We start from the raw sequence: 15642 nt of genomic DNA, 5'->3' as shown, positions 1-15642 counted from the left end.
TTAAGCACACTTTGATATAATTTTGCAAAATTTCAAAGGAGCTAAAATGACCATATTTGAAAAGATCGTAGCTGGTGAAATCCCTTGCAACAAAGTACTTGAAAGCGAGAAATTTCTAGCTTTTAACGACATAAACCCAAAAGCACCGATCCACATCCTAATCATCCCAAAAAAACACTATAAAAATTTCCAAGAGATGGATCCGGTTTTAATGGGAGAGATGACAAAATTTATCCAAGAAGTAGCGACCTTAATGGGCGTTGATAAGAGCGGATACCGCCTCATAACAAACTGCGGTGAAAACGGTGGTCAAGAAGTTATGCATCTACATTTTCACCTGCTTGGCGGAGCGAAGCTTGGCTGGAGCGAAGGCGTAGCTGATCCACAAAGCACATTTTAATAACTTATAAATTTTAGACTCAAAGCCTGAGTCTAAAATTTTATTCTATTTTCTGGCAGCCTTTATAGCTTCAAGTAACTCTTCAAAACCTACTTTACTTGAGTTCTCAACATCTTTTAATATTTCAACGCCAGGTAGATTTCCTTTGTCTTTATCAGCAAAAATAACCATCGCTTTTTCTAGTCCATGATGAACATTTTCATGATGAGCTGCGATACTTGAGAGAATTTTGGCATCTTTTACAAGAGTATTTTTCACATCTTTTTCATACCATTTGCCAAATCTACACTCATGAACATCTTGAATTTTATTAAACTCATTTAAAAGCACGCCTCTATACCCATTTAGCTTCATATTTATATGATCTATTTTTCCATTACTTACATAGACTTCATTTGTAACATTTAGAGCCTGATTTAGGATATTTTGCGTATTTGCATTTACGCTTGAGATGTTTCCTTCAAATCCACCTAAAATTTTCATAGCATTTGCAGAAATTTTTGAGAAATTCTCACTCATTTCGATCATCGTATTCGCACTTTGCTTAAGGCCATTTATATTTACTTCTACTTCAAGTGTCGCTTTTTGAGTGCGCTCAGCTAGCTTTCTAACCTCATCTGCCACGACAGCAAAACCTCGTCCATGCTCACCAGCACGGGCCGCCTCGATAGCAGCATTTAGAGCTAGCAAATTTGTCTGATCTGAGATGTCTTTAATTAGATTTATAATCTCAGCAATCGAATTTACGCTTCCATTAAGCGAAGAAGCGTCATTTGAAAGGTCATTGCTCATCTGGCTTACTTGCTCGATCGAGTTTAAAATTTCAGCCGTTTGCGACTTGAGTTCACCCGTCTCTTTGAAAGTTTTTTCATTTAGTCCATTTATACTTTCAAGCATTTTTAGATTTTCTTCCATTGTTAATTGCAAGAAATTTATACCATCTTGATAACTTGAAAGTAATAAATTTACAGCCTCTTGCTTATCCTTAGCTTGCTCTTTTGGCTCACAAGTTTTAACGTTTTTTAGCTCCTCTTTAAGTGCTAAAATTTCAGCCTTTAAAGCTTCATTTTCTCTTTGTAAAGCTTCATTTTTACTAGAAAGCTCTTTATTCTTGCCATCAAAAAACATTTTTCATCCTTTAAAATTTGTAGATTTTGCGTAATTATAACTCTTTTTTCTTAAGCCAGTAGTCTAAAATTTCTATCTGCTCATCAACGCTTTTATTTGCCGTACCGCCTTTTGAAGTGCGTGCCTCTTTTGAAGCGTAAAGATCTAAAAATTTAATAGCATTTGCATCTAAATTTTCATCCACACTTTTTAGCTGCTCTTCGTTTAATTCACTTAAATCAAGTCCCAAACTCTCAGCCTTTGCGACAGCTTTGCCTGTGATAAAATGCGCCGTTCTAAATGGGATATTTTTTTCACGCACTAGATAGTCTGCCAAATCAGTGGCACTTAGATGCCCTGTTTTTGTCGCTTTTAACATGTTTTTTTCATTAAATTTAGCCGTTTTTATCATCTCATTTAGGATAGTAGCCGAGCTTAAAATGGTTGAGACGCTGTCAAACACGCCCTCTTTATCTTCTTGCATATCTTTATTATAAGCAAGTGGCAGACCTTTCATCGTAGTTAGTAGCGCTACTAAATTTCCATTTACGCGCCCAGTTTTACCGCGTATGAGTTCGGCTACGTCTGGATTTTTCTTCTGTGGCATTATGGAACTGCCCGTGCTATAAGCGTCACTAATGCTTACAAAGCCAAATTCCTGCGAGCTCCAAAGTATGAGCTCCTCACAAAGCCTAGAAGCGTGCGTCATAAAAACGCTAATGTTAAATAAAATTTCCAGCGCAAAATCACGGTCACTCACGCTATCCATCGCATTTTGCGTGCAGCCTGCAAAGCCAAGCTCACTTGCAACGATAGTTCTATCTATCTTATGAGGAGTGCCTGCAAGGGCTGCTGAACCAAGCGGACTTAGGTTGTTTCGCTCATATGAGCTAACAAAACGCTCAAAATCTCTTTTAAACATAAATGCATATGCTAGCAAGTGATAGCTAAGACTTACTGGCTGAGCGTGCTGAAGATGTGTGTAGCCTGGCATTAGCGTATCTTTGTGGTTTTTTGCCAAATTTGTAAGCGTGGCGATGAGCTCTTTTATACATGAAGAAATTTCTAAATTTTTCTTCAAAACATAAAATTTAAAATCAAGCGCAACTTGGTCATTTCTACTTCTAGCTGTGTGCAGTCTGCCACCAAGCTCGGCGCCGATGATCTGGCTAAGACGCTTTTCAACCGCCATGTGGATATCCTCATCCTCTATCTTAAAAGCAAATTTACCAGCCCTTATCTCAGCTAAAACCTCATCAAGCCCCTTTATAATCGCCTCTGACTCATCTTTTTTCAAAATTCCACAAACCCCAAGCATCTTTGCGTGAGCCTTACTTCCAGCGATATCCTCTTCAAAAAAATTTTTATCAAAATTTATAGAGGCATTAAATTCCTCAAGTAGCTTCGAGCTAGCCTCGCTAAATCTGCCCTCCCACATCTTTTTATGTGCGTTTTTATCTTTTTTCATAGCTTTACCTTTAATTAGTTTCGCGTGATTTTAACAAAATAGCACTTAACTGGGTATTTTAACTATAAAGTTGCAAAAAAGTTATAAATATAATTTATCTTTAAGGATATAGAAATATAATTCAAAATATAACTTTTTAAAAACTATTTTAATTTTCTATTGAATATAGTTTAAAATAAAAATAATCTATAAGAGGAAAGATGATATGCAAATAGATGCGAACATGAACTCAAATATTTTCTATCATGATGGCTATACATCTATCTCTTCAAATAGCTCAAAAACAAGCATGTTAGTATCTTCTGGCTATGACAAGAAAGATATTGTTAGAAGCAATGAAGTACATGTAGAACAAAGAGAAGATGCTAAAATTTCTCCTATAATTATTAATAAAGCGAGCGCTATACAGTTACAACAGGACTTAGAAAAATTACAAGATCAAAAGCTAGATATTTCACATCAAATTTCAAGCATCCAAAGCCTAAAAGATCGTGACTCTATGCAAATGCTTCATTACTTAAATTTAGAGCAGTCAGCCATTCAAAATAACATTTTAAGCATTAAAACTCAAATGATAGAAATGGCACAGGCTTAAAACTAAGCCTTACCAATAATAGTTTCTAAAACTAAGCAAAAATCCTCTAAAAAATATCCCATTGATTTATAAAAATTGCTAGTTGCGTCTTTTTGTATATCTTTTGAAAGCTGTTTAGCATAAGGCAAGAAAAATGAGACACTAAAAGCTGCAAGAAGCTTCATAGACTCCTTAGATGCTTTACTTTTTAAAATATTTGCTATTAAAATTAGCTGATTTGATATGCTATCAACCTTACCCATTTTTGGCTGAAAATTTATAGCTTTATAAAATTGAGCTAGATCATCTTTTGCAGACGAAAAATAGTAACTTGCCTCAAATTTTGACTTTAAAATGACAAAATCGTCACATAAAGCAGCACTACTTTCATCTTTGATAAATTTGGCATAAAGCTCGTTACCTTTTTTATTTGCTTCGTTATTTGTCTGCGTTATCCACGCATTTGTCTTTTTGATACGCATAAAAGATGAAACATCTAAAATGCCACTAAAATTTGCAGCAAGCGCAGCCGCTACAACGCTATAAAGTTCTCCAAGTTTCAAATTTTAATCCTTAAGTCGTAGATATCTAAGTCTAAGTGCGTTTAAAACGACAGTAACGGAGCTAAGACACATCGCCATTGAACCATAAACTGGGCTTAAAAGTAGTCCAAAGACCGGGTAAAGTACACCAGCAGCCACTGGGATACAAATCGCGTTATACATAAACGCCCAAAATAAATTTTCTTTTATGTTTGCCATAGTAGCATTTGCTAGTCTAACTAGCCCAGTTACGCCATGCAAATCATTTTTAACAAGTACGATATCTCCAGCACCTTTTGCTATATCTGAGCCCGAGTTCATAGCGATACCAACACTTGCCTCTTTAAGCGATGGTGAATCATTTACGCCATCTCCGACGAAGATAACGCCACCGTGGCTTGCAAGCTCTTTTATCTCATTAAATTTATCTTCAGGCAACATATTTGCGTGATATTTACTCACATTTAGCTTCTTAGCGATGCTTGCAACTACTTTCTCATCATCGCCTGAGAGGATCACACTTTGTAAATTTAGACTTGTAAGCTCATTTATAACATCACTCGCTTCGTCTTTTAGCTCATCACTAAGCGTTAAAAAACCAACAAATTTTTTATTTATAGCACAAAGTATGACGCCGCTTCCATCGTTTGTAGCCTCTTTTATAGCGCTACTTTCATCCGGATTTAAACTTACTTCATTTGCCAAAAGCAGCTTTTCGTTTCCGATTATTATCTGATTATTCTCATCCTCATAGATGATGCCTTGCCCGACAACATTTTGAAATTTTCCATTTAGCTTTTGTAAATCTATACATTTTTGCTTTGCATATCTAACGATAGCTTTTGAGATGAGATGCTCACTTAAATTTTCAGCAGAAGCGATAAGAGCTAAATCTTGCTCGCTTAAATTTGAGCTTTTGACGCTGATTTGCCCTTTACTAAGTGTGCCTGTTTTGTCAAATGCTACGAATTTAGCATCTTTTATTAGCTCTAAAACTTCTGGATTTTTTACTAAAATTCCAGCTTTTGCACCACGTGCAAGCGAGCTTACTATTGCTATTGGCGTAGCAAGTCCAAGAGCGCATGGACATGAGATTATTAAAACGCAGATCGCGCTAGAGATCGCATAGGCGAAATTTCCACTAAAAATTATCCATATTAAAAATGTAAGAACTGAGATCGCCACGACACTTGGCACAAAGATGTTTGCTATCTTGTCAGCCAGCCGTCCGATAGGCATCTTTTTAGAGCTAGCGTCGCTTAGTAGGTTTAAAATTTGAGATAGCAAGCTCTCGTAAGAGCTCTTTGTCACCTTGACGCTTATGTAGCCATTTGTGTTTAGAGTGCCGGCAAATACGCCATCTCCCACCTCTTTATAAACTGGCAAGCTCTCTCCTGTAAGCATAGAAGCATCTATCTCAGCGCCACCTTGAACTATCACGCCATCACTTGGAATGTTGTAGCCATTTTTTACGATGACGATGTCGCCTACTTTTAGCTCATTTACATTTACCTCTTTACTATGTCCATCTGGCATGACCAAAAAGGCGGTCTTTGGCGAAATTTTAAGTAGCGTCTTTAGGTAGTCGCCTGCCTTTGCCTTTGAGCGCTCTTCAAGATACTTGCCAAGCAAAACAAAGGCTATTATCATCGCTGCGCCCGAGACATAGACATTTTTTAGATCATCTGGGATGAAATCTGAAAAGATCACAACAAAAAGCGAGTATAAAAATGCACTGCCGCTTCCAAGAGCTACAAGCACGTTCATATCGTAGTTTTTGTTTTTAACAGTCTCTATGGCGTGAGCAAAGAAGTCTTTGCCACTAAAAGCTAGCACCAAAAAGCCAAGCGCTAAAATGGCTAAATTTACAACCACGCTAGGCCTTACAAACATCTCAAGCGCCATGATGACCATGCTCGCTAGAAATGCAAATATAAATTTATTTCTGATCGCAGTTATATGCTCGTCTCTTTTGGCTTCAAATTCATCAATATTTGTCGCCACAAAATAGCCAAGCTTCTTTATCTTTTGCTCTAAAACTTCACGCACGCTAGCGTCTTTTAGGACAAATTCGCCGCTTGCATTTGCAAAATTTACATTTGCTTCAAGCACCCCATCTATCTTTTTAGAAACTTTCTCGATAGCGTTTGAGCAATTTACGCAGCTCATTCCCGCTATATTTAGCTTGACTTTTAAAGGCATATCAAAGCTCCTTTATAACGTCAAATCCAAGATCAGCCATTTCTGATTTAAATTTCTCTACATCGCCATCTTTTATATCGACGCTTACTTGTCTTGGCTCTTTGCTAAGATCGACTTTTATCTCGCCAAAGTCATCTTCAAGTGCGTTTTTTATAGTGTTTGCGCAGTTTTGGCAGTGGATATTGTTTACTTCAAATGTTTTCATATTATCTCCTTTATCATATGGTCGTATTCATGTAAATTTACAATTTTCTTGACATTAAATTTAAAACCCAAACTCTCGTAAAATTTACGAACTTTTGGCTTATTTGTATCTACTATTAATGAAACCTTTTTATGCCCTAGTTCTTTTGCCTTGACAAATGAATACCTTATGAGCTCTTTTGCAAGCCCTTGGCCTCTAAAATTTTCATCAACAGCGATACTATCTATATAAAACTCATCGTCAAAACACTCTTTTTCTACCTGGGCGTCTTTGCCAAGCGCCTTTAAATGCTGCAAAATTTCTATATCAAGTTGTTCCGCGTCGCCACCAAAATATACACACATAGCAGCGATAATTTCCTCGTTATGTTTATAAACAAAGACATTTTTATAGCTTAGTCTATTTGTCTCACTTTTGAAAAAAATTTCTAAAATTTCATCACTTTTAATAGGATCATCGTAGCCACTTAGCTTGTAGGCGATGTCCTCCATAGCTAAATTTAGTAGTTTTATGCAGATTTTTGCATCTTGTTTTTGAGCATTTTTTATCATGTGTATGATTATATGCCTTTAGCTTAAATTTTTACCAAATATTATTTTCAAATTTACAAATTAAGCGCTTTAGCAGGCAAACTAAAAATGTTTTAAAAAAGTATAAAATTTTTTTAGTTATAATCCGTAAAAAATTTATTTAAGGATATTTATGGGACGAGCATTTGAGTACCGAAGAGCGGCAAAAGAAGCTAGATGGGATAAGATGAGCAAAGTATTTCCAAAACTTTCAAAAGCTATAACAGTAGCTGCAAAAGATGGTGGTTGTGATCCAGATATGAACCCTAAACTTCGCGCAGCTATCGCAGCAGCAAAAGCTGAAAATATGCCAAAAGATAACATCGACGCTGCCATAAAAAGAGCAAATGGCAAAGATAGCGCCGATATTAAGACTATTTTTTATGATGGTAAAGCGGCTCACGGCGTGCAGATCATCGTTGAGTGTGCGACTGATAATCCAACGAGAACAGTTGCCAATGTTAAAGCGATATTTAGCAAAAATGGTGGAGAAATTTTGCCAAGTGGCAGCCTTAGCTTTATGTTTACAAGAAAGAGTGTTTTTGAGCTTGAAAAGCCAAGCGCAGATATCGAAGAGATCGAGCTTGAACTAATAGATTATGGTCTAAGCGATATCGAGGCTGACGATGAGACACTATTTGTATACGGTGATTATGCAAATTTTGGCACACTTCATGAAGGTATCGAAAAGCTAAATTTAGTGGTTAAAAAAGCTTCACTTCAATACTTACCAAATCAAACCGTGAATCTAAGCGAAGAGCAAATGCTTGAGGTTGAGAGGCTTCTTGATAAGCTAGAAGACGATGATGACGTTCAAGCAGTTTATACAAATATCGAATAAAAAGGAAATACATGCGTTTTGATGAATTAAAAGTTTATGATATAAATTTAGATGAGCTTAAAAAAGATAAATTTGCAGTTTTAGAGACAGACAAAGGCGAGATCAGACTTGAACTTTTTGCCGAAGAAACTCCACAAGCTGTCGCAAATTTTGTCCATTTGATAAAATCAGGCTTTTATAATGGTCTAAATTTTCACAGAGTTATACCAAATTTTGTCATCCAAGGCGGCTGCCCAAATGGCACAGGCACGGGCGGTCCTGGCTGGAGAATAAAATGCGAATGCGATAAGCAAGGGGTAAAGCACGAGCGCGGTAGCCTAAGTATGGCTCATGCAGGGCGTGATACTGGCGGATCACAGTTTTTCATCTGTCACAGCAAACAACCTCATCTTGACGGCGTGCATACAGTCTTTGGAAAATGCGTTGATGATGAGAGCCTAAAGGTGCTTGACGCTATAAGACAAGGCGATAAGATTATCTCTGCTAAGATCAGAGAAAGCCTATAAAGGGGAAAATTTATGAATAATGCTAAAAAGCAAGGAAATCTTGCTGTAAGATTATTTACCAATCTTGCCTTTTGGGTTGTGATCGGTATTGTTGGTGGCGTTATCGTTGGCATGGTTGCACCTGAGCTTGGTATAGCAAGCAAACCAGGTATTGATTATTTTATAAAAGCACTTAAAATTTTAATTGGCCCTATTATCTTTTTAACGATCGTTTCAGGTATCGTTGGGCTTGAGAGTTTAAAAGATCTTGGATCTATTGGATTAAAGGCATTTATCTATTTTGAGATAGTTAGCACACTTGCGCTTGCTGTTGGTATCATCTTTGGTGAGACACTTCGTCCAGGACATGGCATGAATCTTGACTACACTCAGCTTGATGCCTCAAGCGTAGCTAAATTTACATCTCAAGCTGCAAATATGGACGCAAATAGCGGATTTGTAGCACATACACTTCATCTTTTAAGAGGTGCTGTGCCAGTAGATGACATTTTCCCATACGTGCATATACTTGATCCATTTATAAAATCAAACACACTTCAAGTACTTTTTATGGCTATTATCGTTGCTATCGTGCTTTCGCTGCTAGCTCATGATAAAAAACAAGCTTGCCTAAAGCCACTTGAATTTATCCAGCACTATGTCTTGAAACTTCTTAGCTGGCTTATGCTCTTTAGCCCAGTGGCTGCATTTTCAGCTATGGCTTATCTAATCGGCAAATTTGGTATCGGAACGCTTCTTGGCATGATGGAGCTTTTGGTTGTTATGGCACTTGCGAGCTGCTTTTTTATCTTTGTGGTGCTTGGCGTTATCTGCTATTTTGCGAAAATCAATGTCTTTAAATTTATGCGTTTTATATCAAAAGAGGTATTGGTAGTATTTGCGACAAGCTCGAGCGAAACAGCTCTCGCGCCACTTATGCAAAAACTAGAATCAGCTGGTATAAATAGAGGCGCTGTTGGTCTTATCATTCCAACTGGCTACTCATTTAATCTTGACTGCACCAACATCTATCTAAGTTTAAGCGTTATTTTCCTAGCTCAAGCATTTAACATCCCGCTAAGTTTTGAGCATCTAATAAGTATACTAATCGTACTAATGATCACAAGCAAAGGTGCTGTTGGCGTGACAGGTTCAGGCTTTGTCGTCCTTGCTGGAACACTAAGCGCACTTCCAAGCACTGGCATACCAGTCGTCACCGTAGCTGTACTACTTGGCGTTGATAAATTTATGTCAGAAATGCGTGCTGTTGGTAATCTCTGCGGTAACGCTGTTGGCTGCATGATCGTATCTATCTGGGATAAAAAAGTCGATATGGATAAATTTAGATACGCACTAGATCATCCAGAGGAATTTCACTTTCACTCATAATATACATTTATAACTATAAGGGCAACTTTGCCCTTATTTTTTCTTTTTACCCTAAATTTATGCGATCTATCTCCTCCTCAAACCTATAAAAATTTTTAGAAAATAACACAATAAACAATATTTGATAACTGGTTCAAGCACAAAAAGAAAAACTAGGAGCTAAGTGTAATAGGAAAAATTTTATTAGCAACTCATATATTTGGCAATACCCAATATTTTGTTACTTACTAGAATAAATTTACAAATGTAATACTTGAGCTTGGAATTTAGAAAATAGATACTTTAAATTTAGTCATATCAAAAATATCAACTAACAAGACTAGCCTTGCAAGAAGCTTTGCAAGGCTATATAAATTAAGCTTTTGGTCCAGCTTTAGCGTATTCAACGCCCTCTTTTACATCTTCGTAACGTTTGAAATTTTCAACAAACATTTTAGCGAGCTTATCACGTGAAGCGTTATACTCAGCTGGATGCGTCCATGTGTTTATAGGATTTAGCAGTTTTGTCTCGACACCATCAAGCTCTTTTGGTATAGCAAAGTTAAATTTATCAAAATTTTCAAATTCGCATTTTGTGATGCTGCCATCAAGGATCGCGTTTATGCAAGCACGAGTTGCTTTTATGCTCATACGTTTACCAACGCCGTAAGCACCACCGCTCCAGCCTGTATTTACAAGATAGACATTAACGCCGTGTTTATCGATCTTCTCGCCTAGTAGTTTTGCATAGACAGTTGGGTGAAGTGGCATAAATGGCTCGCCAAAGCAAGCGCTAAAAGTAGCGACTGGCTCAGTTATACCGCGCTCTGTGCCAGCAACTTTTGCTGTATAACCACTTAGGAAATAATACATCGCCTGCTCTTTTGTGAGCTTTGCAACTGGAGGAAGCACGCCAAAAGCGTCAGCACTTAAAAAGATGATATTTTTTGGATGGCCGGCACTTGAGCTTGGCTCGTAATTGTCGATGTGATAGATCGGATAGCTTACACGCGTATTTTCAGTCTTTGAGCCGTCTTTGTAATCAACTACGCCATTTTCGTCAGCTACAACGTTTTCAAGTAGCGCATCACACCTGATCGCTGCATAAATTTCTGGTTCGCTACTTGGATCGAGGTTTATACATTTTGCGTAGCAGCCACCCTCAAAGTTAAATACGCCATCATCGTCCCAGCCGTGCTCATCATCACCTATTAGTTTGCGTTTTGGATCAGTTGAAAGTGTCGTTTTACCAGTGCCAGATAGGCCAAAAAATAGCGCTGTATCGCCCTTCTCGCCTACGTTTGCAGAGCAGTGCATGCTTAGCTTACCCTCAAGTGGCAGCCAATAGTTCATCATAGAAAAAATGCCTTTTTTCATTTCACCGCCGTACCATGTACCACCTATTACTGCAACATTTTCTTCGACGTTAAAGATGACAAAGACCTCTGAATGTAGCCCATCAGCCTTATAATCTTCATTTTTTGTTTTACAAGCGTTATATACTACAAAATCAGGCTCAAAGTTAGCTAGCTCTTCCTTGCTTGGACGGATGAACATATTTTTTACAAAGTGTGCTTGCCACGCTACTTCTGTGACAAAACGAACTGATTTTTTACTCTTTTTGCTGGCTCCGCAAAATGCATCTTGGATAAAAATTTCTTTACCACTTAGTTGCTCTTTTGCTTTTTTAAGAAGTTTATCAAAAAGCTCTTTTGTGATAGGCTGATTTATCTTACCCCAAGCGATGTATTTTTGGCTTGGATCTTGCTTGACGAAATACTTATCTTTTGGGCTTCTTCCAGTAAAAATTCCCATATCAACCATAAATGTGCCGTTGCTTGAAACCCTGCCTTCGTTGTTTGCCTTTTCAAGCTCAAAAAGCTCGTCGTAGCTTAGATTGTGATTTATCTTTTTGATCTCTTTTAGACCTAGTTCGTCTAGTTTGTTTATCATGTTATTTCCTTTTAAAATTTTCATTTTTTATAAATTCTGACCTAAAAGTCATCAAAATGTTAATCAAATTTCGCTTAACACTCTCTTTTTAAAATGGGCAAATTTATTTAAATTTAGCCACCACTTGATTGTTCGCGACACTTTGACCTTTGCTAACTTCAATAGAGCCTATCACACCATCTTTTGGGGCTTTGACCTCTATCTCCATCTTCATTGCTTCAAGCACGACTACAGCTTGCCCTTTTTTGACTTGATCGCCAGGACTTACTAAAATTTTATGCACAGCACCCGGTAAGCTAGCAACGATATCATTTGCTGTTGCGCCTGCTGCTGCACTTTTAGCATTTTTTACGCTCTTGCCTTCAACTTCGGTGATCGATTTTACTTGGATGCTATCGTTAAAGCCCTCGCTTACTTCGACATTGTAGCGGCTACCATTTACGACGACACTATATCTGCCACTTTGAGTTTGTCTGCCCTCGTTTGCCTTAGCGTTTGGATCTACTTTTCTTACATTTACTTTTGCTTCGCCTTTTAAAAATGCGATGCCTTTTTCTTTACAAGCTGCTGCTATAAAAACATTTTCTTCGGTGACTTTGATCTTATTTTGTTTTAAAATTTCTTTTACGTGTGCAAGCGACTTACTCTCGTCTTTATCTGCTATATCAACTGCGTGTTTTGTAGTTGGTTTTAAGCCTAGTTGCTCGCTTGCAAGCTTGATGATCTCTTGATCAGGCGTAACTGGGGTCTTGCCAAAGTAGCCAAGCACCATTTTGCCATATCCCTCAGCGATCTTTTTCCACTTGCCAAACATTACATTATTAAACGCTTGTTGGAAGTAAAACTGGCTAACAGGGGTCACTGAAGTGCCGTATCCACCCTTTTGCACCACCTCGCGCATAGCAAGGATGACCTCTGGGAATTTATCTAAGATATTATTATCTCTCATCATCTGGGTATTTGCAGTGAGTGCGCCACCTGGCATTGGTGAAAATGGTATGAGCGGGCTTACTTGCACGGCTTCAGGTGGTAAGAAATACTCTTTTAAGCAATCATTCAAAACGCTTTCGTATTTTAAAATTTTCTCCACGTCAAGTCCGCCAAGATCGTAGTTTTTGCCTTTTACTGCATGAAGCATAGTTAAGATATCTGGCTGACTTGTACCACCACTTACTGGGCTTGCGGCTAGATCTATGCCATCAACGCCGGCTTCAAGCGCTGCAAGATAGCAAGCCACACTTACGCCTGCAGTTTCATGTGTATGAAGTCTGATATGAGTTTTTTCTGGAAGTAGCTTTCTAGCCATTTTTATGGTTTCATAGACCTTTTGCGGGCTACTTGTACCACTTGCGTCTTTAAAGCAAACGCTGTGATAAGGGATATTTGCATCTAAAATTTCTCTTAAAATTTTCTCATAAAATTTAACATCATGAGCTCCCACACAGCCACTAGGCAAATCCATCATCGTAACAACAACTTCGTGTTTTAGTCCGTGATGAGCGATCCTCTCGCCTGAATATTTTAAATTTTCAACGTCATTTAGTGCGTCAAAATTTCTGATGGTGGTGGTTCCATGTTTTTTGAAAAGTTTTGCGTGAAGGTCGATTAGCTCACGGCTGCCAGTATCAAGTGTGACGGTATTTACGCCCCTACTTAGGGTTTGAAGATTTGCTTTTGGTCCTACGATGCTTCTAAATTTATCCATCATCGCAAAAGCATCTTCATTTAGGTAAAAATAAAGGCTTTGAAATCTCGCTCCGCCACCAAATTCAAAATGCTCTATGCCAGCCTCTTTGGCTGCTTCAAGCGCAGGCAAAAAGTCATTCATAAGCACTCTAGCGCCATAAACTGACTGAAAGCCATCTCTAAAGGTCGTATCCATAACATCGATAAATTTCTTCGCCATCACCCACCTCATTAATTTTATAAATTTATTTAAAGAATTCATAGAAAATGGCTAATCTGGTTAGAAACTCAAATTAGCCATTTTGCTTGTTTCTTGGTATTTTACAACCAAAAACTTTTATATCATTTAAAAAGTGAGAGCAAGAAGTTTAATAATCCGCCGTGGCTCGCATCAAGCATTGGCTTTAATTCCATTAGAAAGACGCAGAAAAATACAAGTACAGCAAGCTGAATAAAAATATAAGGCACAACGCCTTTATAAATAGCAGTCGTTTTTATCTCAGCTGGTGCGACTGACCTTAGGAAAAATAAGCTAAAACCAAATGGCGGCGTCAAAAATGAAGTTTGTAAATTCATAGCAACTAAGATTGCTAGATAAATTGGATTTATACCAAGCTTTGCGGCTATTGGCACCAAGATAGGAAGCACAATGTATGAAATTTCAACAAAGTCGATAAAAAAGCCAAGCACAAAGATGACAACCATACTAAAAATGATAAAGCCCCACTTCTCGCCTGGTAAATTTGTCATAAATTTTTCAACAATCTCATCGCCACCAGTGTAACTAAATACCATAGAAAAGGCTGTCGCACCAACAAGTATGGCAAAGACAAGTGCTGTGGTTTTTACGCTTTCAGCCAATGCCTCTTTTATCATAGAAAATGAAAATGTCCTATAAAAAATAGCTAAAATAATGGCTCCGACGCAGCCAAAAGCTGAACTTTCAGTTGGTGTAGCGATACCTGCAAATATAGAACCCAATACGCAAATAACCAGTAAAAGAGGTGGAAAGATAGCGATTAGTGCTCTCATGATCTGCTTAAATTTACTAACACCGCTCTCATCTTTTACTACCGGTGCAGTATCTGGTTTCAAATAAGCAACAATCAAAATATAAATGATATAAACTGCTACTAGTGTGAGTCCTGGGATGATGGCTTGATGAAAAAGCTCACCAACTGGCACTGAAAATATATCACCCAAAATAATCAACACGATAGAAGGTGGAATGATCTGTCCAAGCGTACCAGCAGCACATATAGTGCCACAACCTAGCGCTTGGTCGTATTTATACTTTAACATAACAGGTAAGCTTATAACGCCCATTGCAACGACACTTGCACCAACAACACCAGTTGAAGCTGCAAGAAGTGCTCCAACCAAGATAGTGCTAATAGCAATACCTCCGCGAATTTCTCCAAAAAGCATACCCATGCTCTCAAGTAGCCTCTCGGCTAGTTTTGACTTTTGAAGCACGACGCCCATAAATACAAAAAGTGGAACTGCTATAAAAATTCTACTCTCCATGATAGAGAAAATTCTATAAGGCATGAAGTTAAACATATCTTTGAAAACTTCGATACTTCCAAGCAGCCCATCTCCGTCTCCAATGCTCTCAACAATACTACCAATCATGCCAAATATCATCGAAACCGCACCAAAGGTAAAGGCTACCGGAAAGCCAATGCCTAGCATCAAAAGTGCAGCTATAAACATTATCAAACCAGCCATTATTCCCCCTTTTTAGCTTTTTTGTAAAGATTAAAATTTCTTATAAAAAAGCCAATCGCAAAAAATACAAGTAGATAAAAAGAAAAAGGAATAAGTGCTTTTATGATCCATCTGTGAGTAAGGCCGCCTGGATCCGCACTAGCTTCAGCTGAAGTATAAGCGTCACTCACAAATTCAAACGATAAATTTGAAACCAGAAGTGCAAATGGGATTACAAAAATAACAGTTCCTATCATATTTACAAGAGCTTTATTTTTTGGTGAAAATTTAGCATAAAAGATATCAACTCTAACATGTGCATCTTCTTTTAATGCATAGCTCATGCCAAGCAAAAATATTACAGCAAAAAAATGCCACTCAAGCTCCTGAAATGCGACATTTCCATAAGAGAAAAAATATCTTGCCACAACGTTAAAAAAGACGTCTATTATCATCAAAGCCATAATAAACATGCAAATATAGCCGACTATATCGCCTACCTTATCAAAAAATTTCTCAACTTTTTGCATAA

15 protein-coding genes and 1 pseudogene are annotated in these 15642 nt (G+C 37.7%); 5 read left to right on the top strand and 11 right to left on the bottom strand.

All coding sequences use genetic code 11. From position 1 onward, the window contains the following. Nucleotides 1–46: 46 nt before the first annotated feature. A complete protein-coding gene (locus tag CYP43_RS03100; RefSeq protein WP_021091047.1) occupies nucleotides 47–400 on the top strand; it encodes a histidine triad nucleotide-binding protein in 354 nt (117 codons plus the stop codon). Between the two features lie 45 nt (nucleotides 401–445). Here the strand turns inward: CYP43_RS03100 and CYP43_RS09840 are convergent, their stop codons facing one another. From CYP43_RS09840 to argH, 3 genes and pseudogenes are all read right to left on the bottom strand, one after another. Further along, entirely contained in the window at nucleotides 446–754 is a 309-nt protein-coding gene (locus tag CYP43_RS09840) for a CZB domain-containing protein (protein WP_410369058.1), read from the bottom strand. An 84-nt stretch (nucleotides 755–838) separates the two neighbouring features. Beyond that, nucleotides 839–1117: pseudogene (locus CYP43_RS09835) on the bottom strand (methyl-accepting chemotaxis protein); the annotation flags it as partial. 445 nt (nucleotides 1118–1562) lie between these two features. Continuing rightward, nucleotides 1563–2975 carry an argininosuccinate lyase gene (gene argH / locus CYP43_RS03090; protein WP_103582456.1) on the bottom strand — a complete coding sequence of 471 codons (1413 nt, stop codon included), beginning with the start codon at nucleotides 2973–2975 and terminating at the stop codon, nucleotides 1563–1565. 205 nt (nucleotides 2976–3180) lie between these two features. Here argH and CYP43_RS03085 point away from each other — a divergent pair, with 205 nt between their 5' ends. Then, nucleotides 3181–3570: a hypothetical protein gene (locus CYP43_RS03085; RefSeq protein ID WP_103582455.1), complete on the top strand. Its 390-nt coding sequence runs from the start codon at nucleotides 3181–3183 to the stop codon at nucleotides 3568–3570. A 2-nt stretch (nucleotides 3571–3572) separates the two neighbouring features. Here CYP43_RS03085 and CYP43_RS03080 read toward each other — a convergent pair whose 3' ends face one another. Genes CYP43_RS03080 through CYP43_RS03065 form a run of 4 tightly spaced genes read right to left on the bottom strand, consistent with a single transcriptional unit; the run spans nucleotide 3573 to nucleotide 7049 of the window. Continuing rightward, entirely contained in the window at nucleotides 3573–4112 is a 540-nt protein-coding gene (locus CYP43_RS03080) for an oxidoreductase (protein ID WP_103582454.1), read from the bottom strand. Between the two features lie 3 nt (nucleotides 4113–4115). Beyond that, nucleotides 4116–6293: a heavy metal translocating P-type ATPase gene (locus CYP43_RS03075; RefSeq protein WP_103582453.1), complete on the bottom strand. Its 2178-nt coding sequence runs from the start codon at nucleotides 6291–6293 to the stop codon at nucleotides 4116–4118. Nucleotide 6294: 1 nt separating this feature from the next. After that, nucleotides 6295–6498, bottom strand: a complete 204-nt coding sequence (locus tag CYP43_RS03070) for a heavy-metal-associated domain-containing protein (protein ID WP_072594713.1) — start codon at nucleotides 6496–6498, stop codon at nucleotides 6295–6297. Beyond that, nucleotides 6495–7049: a GNAT family N-acetyltransferase gene (locus tag CYP43_RS03065; protein WP_103582452.1), complete on the bottom strand. Its 555-nt coding sequence runs from the start codon at nucleotides 7047–7049 to the stop codon at nucleotides 6495–6497. Before CYP43_RS03065 ends, CYP43_RS03070 begins: the two co-directional genes overlap by 4 nt. Before the next feature lie 151 nt (nucleotides 7050–7200). On the opposite strand from CYP43_RS03065, the gene CYP43_RS03060 reads away from it, so the two are divergent. From CYP43_RS03060 to CYP43_RS03050, 3 genes are read left to right on the top strand one after another with little or no spacing between them, the layout of a single operon-like run. Beyond that, complete coding sequence (locus CYP43_RS03060; protein WP_054196253.1) at nucleotides 7201–7908, top strand: YebC/PmpR family DNA-binding transcriptional regulator; 708 nt, start codon at nucleotides 7201–7203, stop codon at nucleotides 7906–7908. An 11-nt stretch (nucleotides 7909–7919) separates the two neighbouring features. Beyond that, on the top strand, nucleotides 7920–8414 hold the full coding sequence (locus CYP43_RS03055; protein WP_103582451.1) for a peptidylprolyl isomerase: 495 nt from the start codon (nucleotides 7920–7922) through the stop codon (nucleotides 8412–8414). A gap of 12 nt (nucleotides 8415–8426) precedes the next feature. Beyond that, nucleotides 8427–9782: a cation:dicarboxylate symporter family transporter gene (locus CYP43_RS03050; RefSeq protein WP_072594710.1), complete on the top strand. Its 1356-nt coding sequence runs from the start codon at nucleotides 8427–8429 to the stop codon at nucleotides 9780–9782. A 354-nt stretch (nucleotides 9783–10136) separates the two neighbouring features. Here the strand turns inward: CYP43_RS03050 and pckA are convergent, their stop codons facing one another. The 4 genes from pckA to CYP43_RS03030 all read right to left on the bottom strand — a co-directional run bounded on the left by pckA (nucleotide 10137) and on the right by CYP43_RS03030 (nucleotide 15640). Continuing rightward, entirely contained in the window at nucleotides 10137–11711 is a 1575-nt protein-coding gene (gene pckA, locus CYP43_RS03045; protein WP_180998637.1) for a phosphoenolpyruvate carboxykinase (ATP), read from the bottom strand. Between the two features lie 106 nt (nucleotides 11712–11817). Beyond that, complete coding sequence (locus CYP43_RS03040; protein WP_103582449.1) at nucleotides 11818–13620, bottom strand: biotin/lipoyl-containing protein; 1803 nt, start codon at nucleotides 13618–13620, stop codon at nucleotides 11818–11820. A 122-nt stretch (nucleotides 13621–13742) separates the two neighbouring features. Next, nucleotides 13743–15131, bottom strand: a complete 1389-nt coding sequence (locus CYP43_RS03035) for a TRAP transporter large permease (RefSeq protein WP_054196248.1) — start codon at nucleotides 15129–15131, stop codon at nucleotides 13743–13745. Beyond that, the gene (locus CYP43_RS03030; protein ID WP_021090735.1) at nucleotides 15131–15640 is read right to left on the bottom strand and encodes a TRAP transporter small permease subunit; all 510 of its coding nucleotides are present in this window, start codon (nucleotides 15638–15640) and stop codon (nucleotides 15131–15133) included. Before CYP43_RS03030 ends, CYP43_RS03035 begins: the two co-directional genes overlap by 1 nt. Nucleotides 15641–15642 lie beyond the last annotated feature (2 nt).

Origin of the sequence: Campylobacter concisus (assembly GCF_002913045.1) — a bacterium.
Classification (GTDB): Bacteria; Campylobacterota; Campylobacteria; order Campylobacterales; family Campylobacteraceae; genus Campylobacter_A; species Campylobacter_A concisus_AP.
This window is presented reverse-complemented; position numbering and strand designations above follow the sequence as displayed.

Excerpts from the sequence above, each read along its gene's own strand:
- CYP43_RS03100 (WP_021091047.1), top strand. The coding sequence starts at position 47 with ATGACCATATTTGAAAAGATCGTAGCTGGTGAAATCCCTTGCAACAAA.
- CYP43_RS09840 (WP_410369058.1), bottom strand. The coding sequence starts at position 754 with ATGAAGCTAAATGGGTATAGAGGCGTGCTTTTAAATGAGTTTAATAAA.
- argH (WP_103582456.1), bottom strand. The coding sequence starts at position 2,975 with ATGAAAAAAGATAAAAACGCACATAAAAAGATGTGGGAGGGCAGATTT.
- CYP43_RS03085 (WP_103582455.1), top strand. The coding sequence starts at position 3,181 with ATGCAAATAGATGCGAACATGAACTCAAATATTTTCTATCATGATGGC.
- CYP43_RS03075 (WP_103582453.1), bottom strand. The coding sequence starts at position 6,293 with ATGCCTTTAAAAGTCAAGCTAAATATAGCGGGAATGAGCTGCGTAAAT.
- CYP43_RS03070 (WP_072594713.1), bottom strand. The coding sequence starts at position 6,498 with ATGAAAACATTTGAAGTAAACAATATCCACTGCCAAAACTGCGCAAAC.
- CYP43_RS03065 (WP_103582452.1), bottom strand. The coding sequence starts at position 7,049 with ATGATAAAAAATGCTCAAAAACAAGATGCAAAAATCTGCATAAAACTA.
- CYP43_RS03060 (WP_054196253.1), top strand. The coding sequence starts at position 7,201 with ATGGGACGAGCATTTGAGTACCGAAGAGCGGCAAAAGAAGCTAGATGG.
- CYP43_RS03055 (WP_103582451.1), top strand. The coding sequence starts at position 7,920 with ATGCGTTTTGATGAATTAAAAGTTTATGATATAAATTTAGATGAGCTT.
- CYP43_RS03050 (WP_072594710.1), top strand. The coding sequence starts at position 8,427 with ATGAATAATGCTAAAAAGCAAGGAAATCTTGCTGTAAGATTATTTACC.
- CYP43_RS03040 (WP_103582449.1), bottom strand. The coding sequence starts at position 13,620 with ATGGCGAAGAAATTTATCGATGTTATGGATACGACCTTTAGAGATGGC.
- CYP43_RS03035 (WP_054196248.1), bottom strand. The coding sequence starts at position 15,131 with ATGGCTGGTTTGATAATGTTTATAGCTGCACTTTTGATGCTAGGCATT.
- CYP43_RS03030 (WP_021090735.1), bottom strand. The coding sequence starts at position 15,640 with ATGCAAAAAGTTGAGAAATTTTTTGATAAGGTAGGCGATATAGTCGGC.